At 63.3% G+C, this 16166-nt stretch carries 11 protein-coding genes; all 11 read left to right on the top strand.

Annotation, left to right across the window (positions count from 1 at the left end; translation table 11 throughout):
* The first annotated feature begins 227 nt into the window (after positions 1-227).
* The 11 genes from BLV18_RS02225 (at position 228) to BLV18_RS02175 (ending at position 16033) form a co-directional block, all read left to right on the top strand.
* Entirely contained in the window at positions 228-2174 is a 1947-nt protein-coding gene (locus BLV18_RS02225; RefSeq protein WP_090355991.1) for a methyl-accepting chemotaxis protein, read from the top strand.
* Positions 2175-2302: 128 nt separating this feature from the next.
* Positions 2303-4084: a protein-disulfide reductase DsbD gene (locus BLV18_RS02220; RefSeq protein WP_090355989.1), complete on the top strand. Its 1782-nt coding sequence runs from the start codon at positions 2303-2305 to the stop codon at positions 4082-4084.
* 387 nt (positions 4085-4471) lie between these two features.
* The gene (gene accB, locus BLV18_RS02215) at positions 4472-4927 is read left to right on the top strand and encodes an acetyl-CoA carboxylase biotin carboxyl carrier protein (RefSeq protein ID WP_090355987.1); all 456 of its coding nucleotides are present in this window, start codon (positions 4472-4474) and stop codon (positions 4925-4927) included.
* A 17-nt stretch (positions 4928-4944) separates the two neighbouring features.
* On the top strand, positions 4945-6291 hold the full coding sequence (gene accC, locus BLV18_RS02210) for an acetyl-CoA carboxylase biotin carboxylase subunit (protein ID WP_049861973.1): 1347 nt from the start codon (positions 4945-4947) through the stop codon (positions 6289-6291).
* Positions 6292-6437: 146 nt separating this feature from the next.
* Positions 6438-7316 carry a 50S ribosomal protein L11 methyltransferase gene (gene prmA, locus BLV18_RS02205; protein ID WP_049861974.1) on the top strand — a complete coding sequence of 293 codons (879 nt, stop codon included), beginning with the start codon at positions 6438-6440 and terminating at the stop codon, positions 7314-7316.
* A 41-nt stretch (positions 7317-7357) separates the two neighbouring features.
* Positions 7358-8458, top strand: a complete 1101-nt coding sequence (locus tag BLV18_RS02200; RefSeq protein ID WP_090355985.1) for a DUF3426 domain-containing protein — start codon at positions 7358-7360, stop codon at positions 8456-8458.
* A 167-nt stretch (positions 8459-8625) separates the two neighbouring features.
* Positions 8626-9639 (top strand): tRNA dihydrouridine synthase DusB, encoded by a 1014-nt coding sequence (gene dusB / locus BLV18_RS02195; RefSeq protein ID WP_049861976.1) that lies wholly within the window; start codon positions 8626-8628, stop codon positions 9637-9639.
* Positions 9636-9956: a DNA-binding transcriptional regulator Fis gene (gene fis / locus BLV18_RS02190; RefSeq protein ID WP_049861977.1), complete on the top strand. Its 321-nt coding sequence runs from the start codon at positions 9636-9638 to the stop codon at positions 9954-9956. Before dusB ends, fis begins: the two co-directional genes overlap by 4 nt.
* An 80-nt stretch (positions 9957-10036) precedes the next feature.
* Positions 10037-11644, top strand: coding sequence for a bifunctional phosphoribosylaminoimidazolecarboxamide formyltransferase/IMP cyclohydrolase (purH, locus tag BLV18_RS02185; protein WP_090355982.1), 1608 nt, complete (start codon positions 10037-10039; stop codon positions 11642-11644).
* Between the two features lie 246 nt (positions 11645-11890).
* On the top strand, positions 11891-13177 hold the full coding sequence (gene purD, locus BLV18_RS02180) for a phosphoribosylamine--glycine ligase (protein ID WP_090355980.1): 1287 nt from the start codon (positions 11891-11893) through the stop codon (positions 13175-13177).
* A gap of 90 nt (positions 13178-13267) precedes the next feature.
* Entirely contained in the window at positions 13268-16033 is a 2766-nt protein-coding gene (locus BLV18_RS02175; RefSeq protein ID WP_090355977.1) for a hybrid sensor histidine kinase/response regulator, read from the top strand.
* Positions 16034-16166: the final 133 nt, after the last annotated feature.

The following is a 16166-nucleotide window of genomic DNA, read 5'->3' as shown; positions in this document are numbered from 1 at the left end:
ACGTGCCTCCTACGGGCAAAGTTTTCCAGGTGAGATAGCGCAACGGCACTATAAAGGATGCACAAGCAGGCTGCAGCCGCGGCAAAGGCATCCGGATGTGTCAGACCAGGACCAGGTGCCGATCGACGATGAAAGCCATGTGCCATCTTTTTAACGTTCACGTCACGAGCCTGTAACAGATCGGCCATACCTTCACGCACTGACCATTTCGCTGTTGGTAGTGCCCCATGCGCCTGAAACTGCTCACCAATCTGAACACGTTGTTGCTGGTTGCCGTGTGCATCGCACTGGCAGCGACCCTGTGGTGGTCGCAAAGGGCCTTGGAGCAGCCTTATCTGCTGATGGAGCGCTACCTGCAACTGTCACGTCAGTTCCAGGATGAAGTCGTGCGCAACGTTCAGGATTACCTGAACAGTGGTGACGCGCTGCGCCATGCCGAAGCCACCCAGGCCTTGACCCGGCTGCGTGAAGGCATCACCGGGCTGCCGGCAGAGCTCACCGGCCCCTTGCTGCAGGAAGTGGATGCGCTGGAGACGTTCACCGCCGAGCAACTGCTGGCCGCCGGCAAGCTGGCGGGGGACCCACAGGCCCTGCTGGTGCAGGCCGAACGCGAACTGGGCGGCACGCTGGAGCAACTGGCCCGGTATTCACAGGGCAACGGCGCTTATCAGGCAACGCTGCTGGGCGCCAGCCAGCAACTGGCCAAACTGACCCTGGCACGGGAGAAGATGATCAGCAGCGGGCGCAGCGAGCTGGCCGCCGACGTGGAACGCGAACTGGTCGGCATCAGGACCCAGGCCAGCACCCTGGAAGGCTTGCCGCTGCTGGGCGTTTCCAGCACCGGCGCGTCGAGTGCCGATGATTTCGCTACATTGATGGGGTTGCAGAATGAAAGCACCACGGCCACTCAGGATGACGGCGTGGACCTCAAGCGCGAGCTGGCCAGCCTGTTGACGCGGTATCCGGCCGAATTGAGCCGTACCCGTGAACTGATCCAGCGTCGGACCGAGCTGGCCGAGACCGCGCAGCGACGCATCGGCGCGGTCCAGCAGGGCCTGGGGGCGCTGGAACCCGGCGTGCGCAGCCAGCACGCTCGAATCCAGGGTGAAGTGCGACTGCTGCAAGGGGCCATGATCGGTCTGATTCTGCTGATCGCGCTGCTCATCGACCGCATGCAACGCCGTCTGGCGGGCGTGCTGACCCGACTGGATCCAGCGCTGTCGACCTGGGCCGAGGGAGACTTCGCCCGGCCCATTGCTCTGGGCCGGACCAACCATGAGTTGCAGGCCATCGAAGCCTCACTCAATCGCCTGCGTCTTTATCTGGTCGAGTTGGTCGGCACCATTCGCCAGAACGCCGAGCAGGTGGCCGGCAGCAGCCATCAACTGGCCGAGCTCAGTGGTGGCCTGCATCAAGGGGCGCTGCGCCAGGCCGGGGACACGGCGCAAATTCGCGATGCACTGGGCGAGCTGGAAGCGACCATCGGCCAAGTGGCCGGTGACGCCAGTCAGGCTGCAGCGGCCAGCCGCCTGGCGGGTGATGCGGTGGAGCATGGTCAGCAGGTCATCGGGCAGAGCCTGAGGGGCCTGCATGCACTGGTGGGTGAGGTGCAGGGCAACGCGCAGATGATCGAACAGCTCGCCGAGGAATCAGCCACCATCGGCGAAGTGCTGACTGTGATTCGCTCGATCGCCGACCAGACCAACCTGCTCGCCCTCAATGCCGCGATCGAGGCGGCCCGTGCCGGCGAGATGGGTCGCGGTTTCGCGGTGGTGGCCGAAGAGGTGCGTTCGCTGGCGTCGCGCACGACCGGGGCGACCCATCAAATCCAGACCTTGATTGCCGGCCTGCAGACGGTTGCAAGGGACTCCGTGCAGGGTATCCGCGCGCAAGTGGTTCATGCTCAGGCCACGGCGAGTCAAGCCGAGGCGGCGGACGGCGCGCTGACGCAGATCGTCACGGCGATCCAGACCATCTCCGACACCGCCGTGCGCATCGCCGACTCGACTGCACAGCAAAGTGACGCGGTCGGCGAGATTCGCGAGCACGGCGAGCGCATTCATGGCTTGGGTGAAGACAACCTGCAACTCATTGACCAGGGACGGGCTCAAAGCGAGCACCTGTTGCAACTGGGGGGTGAGCTGCGCACGGCCGTGCAGGCGTTCAGGGTCTAGTGCGGGCGACCCGTCTGGGCGACCCTATCCGGGCGACCCATCCTGTTACATGAAATTGGCCCATGGCGATTCGGCAGTACCGCACCGCTCCAGTATGATGCGCGCTCAGTTGCTGTTCGAGAAACGTCATGCGCCGCCTGCTCTGCCTCCTGTTGTTGGTTTTCGCACTGCCCGTCGCGGCTTCCGGTCTGCTTGACACACGGCCCAGCGCCACCCTGGGAGGCGCGTCGCTGAACAACAGCGCCGACTTCCTGCCGGTCGGCCAGGCGTTCCAGCTCGAACAGGTGCAGTCGTCGGCGCAAGACATCACCCTGCGCTTTGTCATCGCCGAAGGCTACTACCTCTATCGCCACCGCTTCGAATTCAAGGCCGAACCCGCCGACATCGCGCTGGGAACGGCACAACTGCCGCCTGGCGAGGCGAAACATGACGAGTACTTCGGCGATGTCGAGGTGTACCACGGCATTCTCGATGTGCACATTCCTCGCCCCAGCGGTGATCAGCGGGCCTTCACCCTGGCGGTGACCTTCCAGGGCTGTGCCGACAAGGGCTTGTGCTATCCGCCGGAGACCCAGCGCCTGTCCGTGTCGGGCATCGGGCAGGCCGCGCCAGTGGCCAGCCAGACGCCTGTCGACGGTGGCTGGCAATGGCATGAACTGGCGTTGTTCTTTCTCGCCGGCATCGGCCTGACCTTCACCCCCTGCGTGTTGCCGATGCTGCCGATCCTGTCCGGCGTGGTCCTGCGCGGGCAGGTCGGCGGGTGGCGCGGCTTCAGTCTGTCGCTGGCCTACGTGCTGCCCATGGCAGTCTGTTTCGCCTTGCTCGGTGCGCTGATGGGCAAGTTCGGCGCCGAACTCAACCTGCAGGCACGCTTGCAGTCGATCTGGGTGCTGGTGCCCTTCGCCCTGTTCTTCGTGATTTTCGCCCTGGCCATGTTCGGTTTGTTCGAGCTCAAGCTGCCAGCGGCCGTGAGCCAGCGCCTCGATCGCGTGGCCGGCAATGCCAAGGGCGGCTCGCTGTGGGGCGCCGCGGTGCTGGGCGTGGTGTCGAGCCTGTTGGTGTCACCGTGCGTATCGGCGCCGCTGGCCGGGGCACTGCTCTATATCAGCGCCAGCGGCGATGCCTTGGGAGGCGGGTTGAAACTCTTCGCCCTGGGCCTGGGCATGGGCGCGCCGCTGCTGTTGGTCGCCACCGGCGGCGCGGCCTGGCTGCCCAAGAGCGGCCCTTGGCTGGTGACCGTCAAGAATGCCATCGGCGTGCTGCTGCTGGGCCTGGCGATCGCCCTGCTCGCCCGGGTATTGCCAGGCAGTGTGACCCTGCTGTTGATCGGTCTGCTGGCCGCCGGCGTCGGCGTGTTCATGGGGGCGCTGGAGTGGGTGGTGAAACCGGCGCGGCAACGCTTGCAACAGGTGCTGGGGCTGGGCTTTGTGTTCTACGCCCTGGCTTGCTGGCACGGAGCCCTGAGCGGCCAATCCGATCCTTTCCAGCCGTTGGCACCTCCCACCATCAGTGCTTCGAGTGCTGCCCCGCCGAGTGCCGCAGCCGATGCGTGGCAGACGGTGACTACCCGTGAAGGTTTCGAACTGGCCCTGCAACAGGCCAAGGCCAGTGGCCAGCCTCTGGTACTGGACTGGTACGCCGACTGGTGCATCAGCTGCAAGGTCATCGAGCATGAAGTACTGACCGATCCGCAGGTCATCGCGCGACTGGCGGGGTATCGCAAAGTGCGCCTGGACATTACCCAGAGCAATGCCGAACAGCGCGCCCTGCTCGATCGCTTCAAGCTGTTCGGGCCACCGGCCTTGCTGTTCTTCGACGCCAACGGCATCGAACAGGTCGCCTCACGGGTCGTTGGCGAAATCGATGCGGCAGGGTTCGTCGGCAAAATACCGCCATCAGGCGATCAATGATCGTCGGCAGTGACCGAAATCGACAAGCGAGTCACAAATTTTGCGCAAACATCGGGCAACGTGCGGGCTATTGCGCTTAACTGGACAGACGCCCGGGCTTTCCGGCATAGTTCGCCCGCTCTGCGTATGAACCCGACGGTGAGAGACCACTGAAAATGGACATGACCCGACGCCTTTTACCGGTCGATGTCACCACCGACGTGACGCGCCGCTGTCGATGAGCATCCCACTGTTCGACGTGCGTGTTTTTCACCGGCACGTTCAAGAATTTTCGCCGTCACTCGGCCCTTTTCAACGGCACATGAGTGTTCGCAGCCTTCTGTGAAAGGCGCTTGGCATAGAACACCTACTGAACGCCCCTGACCGACCCTTGGGAGTTGATGATTAATGGATATTCGTAAAGTCAAGAAACTGATCGAGCTGCTGGAAGAGTCCGGCATCGACGAGCTGGAAATCAAGGAAGGCGAAGAATCCGTACGGATCAGCCGTCACAGCAAGACCCCGGCCCAGCAGTACTATGCGCCCGCGCCGGTGGCAGCCCCTGCCGCCGCGCCCGTGGCCGCCGCACCTGCTGCCGCAGCCGCCGAACCCGCTGCTGCCAAGTTGAACGGCACCGTGGCTCGCTCGCCAATGGTCGGCACCTTCTACCGCAAGGCGTCGCCAGCGTCGCCGGCATTCGTCGAAGTGGGCCAGACCGTGAAGAAGGGCGATACCCTGTGCATCGTCGAAGCAATGAAAATGATGAACCACATCGAAGCTGAAACCAGCGGTGTGATCGAATCGATCCTGGTAGAAGACGGTCAGCCGGTTGAGTACGACCAGCCGCTGTTCACCATCGTTTGACCAGCGGAGAGCCTGCGATGTTGGAAAAAGTTCTGATCGCCAACCGCGGCGAAATCGCCTTGCGGATCCTGCGTGCCTGCAAAGAGCTGGGCATCAAGACCGTTGCCGTCTACTCCAAGGCCGACAAGGAGCTGATGCACCTCGGCCTGGCTGACGAGTCGGTCTGCATCGGTCCGGCGCCTGCCAACCTGTCCTATCTGCACATCCCGGCAATCATCGCCGCTGCCGAAGTGACTGGCGCCACCGCCATTCACCCAGGCTATGGCTTTCTCGCCGAGAACGCGGACTTTGCCGAGCAGGTCGAGAAATCCGGTTTTGCCTTCATCGGCCCGACTGCCGACACCATCCGCCTGATGGGCGACAAGGTTTCGGCCAAGCACGCGATGATCGCCGCTGGCGTACCGACGGTACCCGGCTCCGATGGCCCGCTGCCGGAAGACGAGGAAGAAGCCCTGCGCATTGGCCGTGAAGTCGGCTACCCGGTGATCATCAAGGCCGCTGGCGGCGGCGGTGGTCGCGGCATGCGCGTGGTGCACAAGGAAGAAGACCTGATCGCCTCGGCTAAGCTGACCCGCACCGAGGCCGGTGCCGCGTTCGGCAACCCGATGGTGTACCTGGAAAAATTCCTGACCAATCCACGTCACGTGGAAGTTCAGGTGCTGTCCGACGGTCAGGGCCAGGCAATTCACCTGGGCGATCGCGACTGCTCTCTGCAGCGCCGTCACCAGAAGGTACTGGAAGAAGCACCGGCACCGGGCATCGACGAGGCCGCTCGCGAGGAAGTTCTGGCTCGCTGCGTCAAGGCGTGCATCGAGATCGGCTACCGCGGTGCTGGCACTTTCGAGTTCCTGTACGAGAACGGTCGTTTCTACTTCATCGAGATGAACACACGCGTTCAGGTGGAGCACCCGGTATCGGAGATGGTCACGGGTATCGACATCGTCAAGGAGATGCTCAGCATCGCCGCAGGCAACAAGTTGTCGTTCACCCAGGATGACGTGGTCATTCGCGGTCACTCCCTGGAGTGCCGCATCAACGCCGAAGATCCGAAGAACTTCATCCCCAGCCCCGGCACCGTCAAGCATTTCCACGCGCCGGGTGGCAACGGCGTTCGCGTCGACTCGCACCTGTACAGTGGCTATGCGGTACCGCCGAACTACGACTCGCTGATCGGCAAGCTGATCACCTGGGGCAAGGATCGCGACGAGGCCCTGGCCCGTATGCGCAATGCGCTGGACGAGATCATCGTGGACGGCATCAAGACCAACATCCCACTGCACCGTGACCTGGTGCGCGATGAAGGTTTCTGCAAAGGCGGCATCAACATCCACTACCTGGAACACAAACTGGCCAGCCAGAAGTGATTCGGTAGTCTATGTGACGTTGTCATGTGAAAAGGACCCGGCTTTCGAGCCGGGTTTTTTTGGTCCTGACGCGCCTCCTCGCGTAAACTGGCGCGCTTGTCGCAGCGACCCTGCTGCGCCCCCCGTTTAGATCGAAGGTGCCTGCCATGCCTTGGCTGCAAGTCCGTCTGGCCATCAGCCCAGAACAAGCCGAAACCTATGAAGATGCGCTGCTGGAAGTCGGTGCCGTGTCCGTCACGTTCATGGATGCCGAAGACCAGCCGATCTTCGAACCTGAACTCAACACCACACCGCTGTGGTCGCACACCCACTTGCTGGCGCTGTTCGAAGCCGACACCGACGCCGACGCAGTATTTGCCCACTTGCAGTTGCTGACCGGCACGACGCTGCCCGAGCATCACGCCGAGGTGATCGAGGACCAGGACTGGGAACGCAGCTGGATGGACAATTTCCAGCCCATGCGCTTCGGCCGCCGCTTGTGGATCGTACCCAGCTGGCACGAAGCCCCGGAGCCTGGCGCCGTCAACTTGCTGCTGGACCCGGGCCTGGCGTTCGGCACCGGCACCCACCCCACCACGGCCCTGTGCCTGGAGTGGCTGGACGGTCAGCAATTGCAGGACACTCAGGTGCTGGACTTCGGCTGCGGCTCGGGCATCCTGGCGATCGCTGCACTGCTGCTGGGTGCGCAGCAGGCGGTCGGCACCGACATCGACGTGCAGGCCCTGGAGGCTTCGCGCGACAACGCCCAGCGCAACGGCATTGCCGACGACCGCTTCCCGGTGTATCTGCCTGCCGACTTGCCTGCGCAGCAGGCGGACGTGCTGGTAGCCAACATCCTTGCCGGGCCGCTGGTCAGCCTCGCACCCCAGCTCAGCGGGCTGGTCCGGCCTGGCGGCCTGCTGGCGTTGTCCGGCATCCTCGCCGAGCAGGGTGAGGAAGTCGCCGCCGCCTACGCTCAGGACTTCGAGCTGGACCCGATCGCCAACCGTGATGGCTGGGTACGCATCAGCGGCCGTCGCCGCTGAGCCCCGACCAGCATGTTTCCCTGCCCTCCCAGGACCTGCGCATGAGCGAAAGTTTCGTCACCCAGTGCCCGCATTGCCAGAGCAGCTTCCGCGTCAACCACAGCCAGCTGAGTGTGGCACGTGGCGTGGTTCGTTGTGGCTCCTGCCTGCAGGTCTTCAACGCCGCCCGGCAGTTGCTCGAACAGAGCGCGACCCTGACCCCGGCCAACCTGCCCAGGCCGCCTGAGCTGGCGCCGCGGCCGTGGAGCAACGGTGACATCGACCTGGACCAGCTGGAACTGGGCGACGCGCCCCGAGTGGACAGCCTGAGCGCGCGCCGGGACGATGCCGAGGTGGATTCGCCAGCCTTGCCGCCGATCATCGAGCGGCAACCTACACTGGATGACGACGAAGCAGTAGCGCCTGCGAGCCGGACCGAACCGTCGCTTTCAAGCCGTGCAGACCTCGACGACACGCACATCGACGATGAACCGTCCCTGGACGGCAACGGCCGGCTGTCGGCGCTGGACGAACACGACCGGGACGAGCCATCCGTGAGCGCCTTCAACTCGCCGCGCAAGGCGCAAGCCGACCGCAGCGAACCGGCCGTGCGTGATGACGACGACCTGGCCGATCTGCTCGACGAACCGATGCAACTGGCCTGGGAGAAGCCTCGCCCGCACTGGGGCAAACGCTTGATGTGGTTGGGCCTGGCGATCGTGGCCGCCTTGGGCCTGGGCGTGCAATACGTGGTCTACCACTTCGGCGAGCTGGCTCGACAGGATCAGTATCGCCCGCTGTTTCAGGAACTGTGCCCCGTAATAGGCTGCAGCGTACCGGCCAAGGTCGATATTGCCCTGATAAAAAGCAGCAACCTGGTGGTGCGCAGCCACCCTGACTTTGCCGGAGCGCTGGTGGTGGATGCGATCATCTACAATCGCGCCGCGTTTGCACAGCCCTTTCCCCTGCTTGAACTGCGCTTCGCCGACCTCAACGGCCAACTGATCGCCAGCCGTCGCTTCAAGCCCAGCGAATACCTTAACGGCGAGTTGGCCGGCAAGGCCGAGATGCCCCCGCAGACGCCTATCCACATTGCCCTGGACATCCTCGACCCAGGCCCTGCAGCGGTCAATTACAGCCTGAGTTTCCGCTCGCCCGAATAGCCGGAGGCTTCGGTGGAGGGGCGCACTCCGCCAGTCCAAACCTGTCCGCGGGGGCAGATAACTGTTCAGATTTTATCCAAATCGATCTTTAACCCGTCATCGAGAGCGGGTATTATGCCAACCCTTTTTCGAACTCTCATGATCCGGCCCCACAACAGGGAAGTCCTATGTCGGCGGTACGCATCGGCCCATATACCTTGAACAATTCGCTGGTCCTGGCCCCCATGGCCGGGGTTACCGATCAGCCCTTTCGTCAGTTGTGCAAGCGCCTGGGCGCTGGCCTGGTGGTGTCGGAGATGGTCACCAGCGACATGAGCCTGTGGAACAGCCGCAAGTCGCGGCTGCGCATGATCCACGAAGGTGATCCCGAGCCGCGCTCGGTGCAGATCGCCGGCGGGGATGCGCAGATGCTGGCCGAGGCGGCACGGGCCAACGTCGAGGCCGGCGCGCAGATCATCGACATCAACATGGGCTGTCCGGCGAAAAAGGTGTGCAACAAGGCAGCGGGGTCTGCCTTGCTCAAGGATGAAGCGCTGGTGGCGCAGATTCTGGAGGCGGTGGTGGGGGCCGTGGATGTGCCGGTCACCCTGAAGATTCGTACGGGTTGGGACCGTTCCAACCGTAATGGCATCAGCGTTGCAAAGATTGCCGAGCAATCGGGCATCGCCGCGTTGGCGGTGCACGGTCGCACACGCGCCGACCTGTACACCGGCGAAGCCGAATACGACACCATCGCCGCGATCAAGCAGGCGGTGTCGATCCCGGTTTTTGCCAATGGCGACATCGATTCACCGCACAAAGCCCGGCAGGTATTGCAGGCGACCGGTGCCGACGGCCTGCTGATAGGGCGCGCGGCGCAGGGTCGGCCGTGGATCTTCCGGGAAATCGAGCATTACCTGCGCACCGGTGAACTGCTGCCGGCACCGCAGTTGAGTGAAGTGGAAAGCATTCTGCTGGAACATTTGCAGGCCCTGCACGCCTTCTATGGCGAGGTGATGGGCGTGCGCATCGCCCGCAAGCATGTTGGCTGGTACCTGAGTACACAGCCGGGCGGGCGGGAATTTCGCAGCCATTTCAATGGGCTGCAAGAGACGCAAGAGCAATGCGCCAACGTTCGCGAGTTCTTCGGCGAACGCCATAGAAGCCTTGGTGAAAGGGACGCGAAAGAGGTGGCCGCATGACGATGATGAGCGAGACTTTAGTGAGTGGAACAACGCCTGTGAGCGACAACGTAAACCTGAAGCAGCATCTGAACACGCCGAGCGAAGAGGGCCAGACCCTGCGCGGCAGTGTCGAGAAGGCGTTGCACAACTACTTTGCGCACCTCGAAGGCGCCTCCGTCACGGACGTGTACAACCTGGTGCTGTCCGAAGTCGAAGCTCCCTTGCTCGAAAGCGTCATGAACCACGTCAAGGGCAACCAGACCAAGGCCAGTGAAATGCTGGGCCTGAATCGCGGCACCCTGCGCAAGAAACTCAAGCAATACGACCTGCTGTAACCGAAGCATTCAAACCAGAAAAGGCGACCCAGCGGTTCGCCTTTTTTGTTGACTTCTACGCTTTGAAGATGGAAATCGTGATGACCGACCAGACCACCCGCCTGCCGATCCGCCGCGCCTTGATCAGCGTTTCCGACAAGACCGGGATCGTTGAATTCGCCCGCGAACTGGAAGCCCTTGGCGTCGAGATCCTGTCCACCGGCGGTACCTTCAAGCTGCTGCGCGACAACGCCGTGGCCGCTGTGGAAGTGGCCGACTACACCGGCTTCGCCGAGATGATGGACGGCCGCGTGAAAACCCTGCATCCGAAGATCCACGGCGGCATCCTTGGCCGTCGCGGTACCGACGACGCCATCATGGCCGAACATGGCATCAAGCCGATCGATCTGGTCGCGGTCAACCTCTATCCCTTCCAGGCCACGATTTCCAAGCCCGGCTGCGACCTGCCCACCGCCATCGAGAACATCGACATCGGCGGACCGACCATGGTCCGTTCGGCCGCGAAGAACCACAAGGACGTGGCCATCGTGGTCAACGCCAGTGACTACGCACAGGTGCTGGAAAGCCTGAAAGCCGGTGGCCTGACCTACGCGCAGCGCTTTGACCTGATGCTCAAGGCTTTCGAGCATACCGCCGCGTACGATGGCATGATCGCCAACTACATGGGCACCATCGATCAGGCTGGCGAGACCCTGAGCACCGAAGGCCGCGGCGAATTCCCGCGCACTTTCAACAGCCAGTTCGTCAAGGCCCAGGAAATGCGCTACGGCGAGAACCCGCACCAGAAAGCGGCGTTCTACGTCGAGGCCCAGCCGGCCGAAGTGGGCATCGCCACCGCGACCCAGCTGCAAGGCAAAGAACTGTCCTACAACAACGTGGCCGATACCGACGCCGCGCTGGAATGCGTGAAGAGCTTCGTCAAGCCGGCGTGCGTCATCGTCAAGCATGCCAACCCGTGCGGCGTGGCGGTGTGCCCGGAGGCCGAAGGCGGCATTCGCCAGGCCTATGAGCTGGCCTACGCCACCGACACCGAATCGGCCTTCGGCGGCATCATCGCCTTCAACCGCGAACTGGATGCGGCCACGGCCAAGGCCATCGTCGAGCGTCAGTTCGTCGAAGTGATCATTGCCCCGAGTGTCAGTGATGAAGCCCGCGCCATCGTCGCGGCCAAGGCCAACGTGCGCCTGCTGGCCTGTGGACAGTGGTCGGCCGAGCGGGCCGACGCCTGGGACTACAAGCGAGTGAACGGCGGCCTGCTGGTGCAAAGCCGCGATATCGGCATGATCGGCGCCGATGATCTGAAGGTGGTGACCCGCCGGGCGCCGAGCGAGCAGGAAATCCATGACCTGATCTTTGCCTGGAAAGTGGCCAAGTACGTCAAGTCCAACGCGATCGTGTACGCCAAGAATCGCCAGACCATCGGTGTCGGTGCCGGCCAGATGAGCCGGGTGAACTCGGCGCGCATCGCGGCAATCAAGGCTGAACACGCCGGGTTGCAGGTACAGGGTTCCGTGATGGCCTCGGACGCGTTCTTCCCGTTCCGCGATGGCCTGGACAACGCGGCCAAGGTGGGGATCACCGCGGTGATCCAGCCGGGCGGTTCGATGCGTGATGCCGAGGTGATTGCGGCGGCCGATGAAGCCGGGATCGCGATGGTTTTCACCGGCATGCGCCACTTCCGCCACTGATTTGGCGACGGCCGCATTGAAGCGGGTATCTGCCGCGTTGGAACCGGTGTCGCTGATGCTCATTGCCAATAGGCAACTGCGCTCAGCGCCACCGGTTCCGCCTTGCATCTACCCACTCCACTGCGACCTCCTGCAGCGATGTTCCACGGGTACGCCACCCCTGTAGCAGCGGCGCGAGCCGCGTCAGGCCGTTACGCGACATACCGTGAACACCCCTAGAATTCCGCTTTACCGAGGTTTTGAACCATGAACGTATTGATCATTGGCAGCGGCGGGCGCGAACATGCGCTGGCCTGGAAAGTCGCCCAGGACCCACGGGTCGAGAAAGTCTTCGTAGCGCCGGGCAACGCCGGTACCGCCACCGAAGCCAAGTGCGAGAACGTCGCTATCGATGTGCTGGCACTGGAGCAACTGGCCGACTTCGCCGAAAAGAACGTGTCCCTGACCATCGTCGGACCGGAAGTGCCGCTAGTAGCCGGCGTCGTCGATCTGTTCCGCTCGCGCAACCTGGATTGTTTCGGTCCGACCGCAGGTGCCGCCCAGCTCGAAGGCTCGAAGGCGTTCACCAAGGATTTCCTGGCGCGGCACAAGATTCCCAACGCCGATTACCAGAACTTCACCGAGATCGAGCCGGCCCTGGCCTATCTGCGCGAAAAAGGCGCGCCGATCGTGATCAAGGCCGATGGCCTGGCCGCAGGCAAGGGCGTGATCGTCGCCATGACCCTGCAGGAAGCCGAAGACGCCGTGCGCGACATGCTCGCCGGCAATGCCTTCGGTGATGCCGGCTCGCGCGTGGTCATCGAAGAGTTTCTCGATGGCGAGGAAGCCAGTTTCATCGTCATGGTCGACGGCAAGAACGTGCTGCCCATGGCCACCAGCCAGGACCACAAGCGGGTCGGCGACGGCGACAGCGGCCCGAACACCGGTGGCATGGGTGCCTACTCCCCTGCCCCGGTGGTGACTGCCGAGGTTCACCAGCGGGTCATGGACCAGGTGATCTGGCCCACCGTGCGTGGCATGGCCGAAGAAGGCAATGTCTACACAGGCTTCCTGTATGCCGGTCTGATGATCGACAAGGCCGGCAACCCCAAAGTCATCGAGTTCAACTGCCGCTTCGGTGACCCGGAAACTCAGCCGGTCATGCTGCGCCTGCAGTCGAGCCTTATTCTGCTGATCGAAGCGGCCTTCGCCCAGGCGCTGGACAAGATCGAAGCGCAATGGGACCCGCGGCCAAGCGTCGGCATCGTGCTGGCGGCCGGTGGCTACCCAGGCGACTACGGCAAAGGCGATGTGATCGGTGGCCTGGATGCAGCGGCGAACGAGCCGGGCAAGGTGTTCCATGCGGGCACCGCGCTCAAGGATGGCCAAGTCGTCACGGCAGGCGGCCGCGTATTGTGCGCCACGGCACTGGGTGACAGCGTCGGCGCCGCGCAACGCCAGGCTTATGCGTTGGCAGCCAAGATCGATTGGTCGGGCTGCTTCTATCGTCGTGACATCGGCTACCGGGCCATTGCTCGCGAAAACGGCGAGTAAACGGTGAACGTCGAGGGCGTGACGCCCTCGACACACGTTTCACGGCGCACACGGCTATAATCAGGCATTCATCTACGAAGGGATTTCGCCTTGCGCTGGCTCAGGACTGCCATAGGATTCACCGCGGGCCTGCTGGTCCTGCTCTGTATGCTCGGTGCTCACGCAGAGTCGGCGGGCGGCTGGTCGATGCTGATGGACGAGGATGGCCGGCTGCAGTTGGGCGACGTGCGCTCCGAACGCTTCCAGAACCAGTTCTCCCCCGTGCAACTGCGCCAGGTCAACGCCGCCGGACCTAACGGCGCGCTGTGGCTGCACTACCGCCTGCCGCCGAGCGACCAGGAATTGTTGCTGCGGATTTTCTGCCCCGATCTCAAGGCGCTGGATTTCTACGTGCTCGATGCCGACGCGCTCATCAGACGCGCCTCCTCGGACACCGATGTCAATACTGAAGCCCCGCTGGCCAGCAGTGATCATCTGCTGACGCTACCGGTGAGCCAGAAGCCTCTGGACGTCTATCTGCGCATCGCTTCGGAACACCAGATTCGTCCCAGCATCGTGCTGCAATCGTCTTCCGCGGCTGCCGCCGACCAACGTGAGCCATTGCTGTTCGGTCTGCTGTTGGGCTGTGTCGCCATGCTCATCCTGCACAACCTGATGTGCTTCGCCCATCGGCGCTCCAGCAGCAGCCTGTGGCTGGCCTGCTCCCAGGCATGCCTGCTGGCATCGGCGCTGATCCTGTTCAACTTCACCGGACCCTGGGTTTCGCTCTGGCCGGGGGCGCGCACGCCGGCTGCCTACAGTGCGCTGCTGCTGGCATCGGTGACCGGGCTGCTGTTCTGCCTGCGTTTCTTTGCCGTGCGCCAACACCAGCGCTCCAATACCATCATCAAGGCCGAAGTGGCGCTGATTGCCCTGTGCGGGTTGCTGCTGCTGTTCGTCGACGGCCTGCCATTCAACTTCTTCGCCTACGGCCTGCTGGCTCTGACCAGCCTGACCATGCTGATGATCGGCGCCTGGCACTGGCTGCAGGGCTACCGCCCGGCACGGACGTTCTGCCTGGGTCTGCTGGTGTGCAACCTGGGCTGCCTGGTGGTCCTGCCAGCGCTTCTCGGCCTGACCCGCACACCTTCGCAATGGCTGATCTTTACCTTGCTCGGATTCGCCATGGTCGGCGGAGTGATCCTCAATGCCGCCCTGACCCAGCGTCTGCGCAGCATCAGTGAGGATCGCTACAGCGCCAGCCGGCAACTGGCGGCGAGCACAGCCGAGATCAACGCCAAGGCAGAATTTCTGGCCAAGCTCAGCCACGAGATTCGTACACCCATGAACGGCGTACTGGGCATGACCGAGCTGTTGCTGGGCACGCCGCTGTCGGTCAAGCAACGCGACTATGTACAGACTATCCACAGTGCCGGCAACGAGCTGCTCGGTCTGATCAACGAGATCCTGGATATTTCCAAGATCGAATCCGGACAGATCGAGCTCGACGATGTGCAGTTCGACCTGCACGCGTTGATCGAAGACTGCCTGAACATCTTCCGCGCCAAGGCTGAGCAGCAGAACATCGAACTGATCAGCTTCACCCAGCCGCAGGTGCCGCGGGTCATCAGCGGTGACCCTACACGCCTGCGCCAAGCGCTGCTGAGCCTGCTGGACAACGCCCTGAAGAAGACCGACCAGGGTGAGATCCTGCTGGTAGTGGCGCTCGACCAGCGCAGTGCCACACCGCGCCTGCGCATCGCCGTGCAGGACAGCGGCGAACCGATGCCGAGCGCCGAACGCGAAGCGCTGCTGCACACCGAGCTGCGCAGCACCAACCTGCTCGACGGCAATCGCCTGAGCGGGCATCTGGGGCTGGTGATCGCCCGTCAACTGGTGCTGTTGATGAAGGGCGATTTCGGCATCAAGAGCGGCAGCGAGCATGGCAGTACGCTGTGGCTGACCCTGCCGCTGGATCCGCAACGACTCGAACAGCCGTGCTCGGACCTCGATCTGCCGCTCAGGAACGCACGGGTGCTGGTGGTCGACGACAACGAAACCTGCCGCAAGGTGCTCGTGCAGCAGTGCAGCGCCTGGGGTCTGAACGTCAGCTCGGTGCCGTCAGGCAAGGAAGCCTTGGCTCTGCTGCGCACCAAGGCGCATTTGCGTGACTATTTCGATGTGGTCCTGCTGGACCAGAATATGCCCGGCATGACCGGCATGCAGCTGGCAGCGAAGATCAAGGAAGATCCAAGCCTGAACCACGATATTCTGTTGATCATGCTCACCGGCATCAGCAACGCGCCGAGCAAGATCGTCGCGCGCAATGCCGGGATCAAACGCATCCTGGCCAAGCCCGTGGCCGGCTATACGCTCAAGACCACCCTGGCCGACGAGCTCAGCCATCGCGGCGACATCGAGGCACCGCCACCTGCCGCTGCCCACCTGCCGCCGATCGACCTGCCCAGCGACTTTCGCATCCTGGTCGCCGAGGACAACAACATTTCCACCAAGGTGATCCGCGGCATGCTCGGCAAGCTCAACCTGCATCCGGACACCGCCAGCAATGGCGAGGAAGCCTTGCGAGCGATGAAGGCCCAGCGCTACGACCTGGTGCTGATGGACTGTGAAATGCCGATCCTCGATGGCTTTTCTGCCACCCGTCAGCTGCGTGCGTGGGAAATGGGCAACCAGCGCGTGCGTACGCCGGTGGTGGCGCTGACCGCGCACATCCTCAGCGAGCACAAGGATCAGGCGCGCCAGGCCGGCATGGACGGGCATATGGCCAAGCCGATCGAAATGTCGCAGCTGCGCGAACTGGTCGAGCATTGGGCGGCCCAGCGCGAGGCCATCGTGGCCCCGTTGAAAACCCTCTGACCCTGCACCTGCACCTGCACCTGCACCTGTAGCAGCGGCGCGAGCCGCGTCAGCTGTATACGCGGTGTGTCAGGCAGTGCGCGGTGCGGCCGGACGCGGCTTGCGCCGCTGCTACAGGGGGAGTCGTTCGGCG

The organism is Pseudomonas coleopterorum, assembly GCF_900105555.1.
GTDB lineage: Bacteria > Pseudomonadota > Gammaproteobacteria > Pseudomonadales > Pseudomonadaceae > Aquipseudomonas > Aquipseudomonas coleopterorum.
Note: the sequence above shows the minus strand (reverse complement) of the source record. Positions and strands in the feature narration are given on the sequence as shown.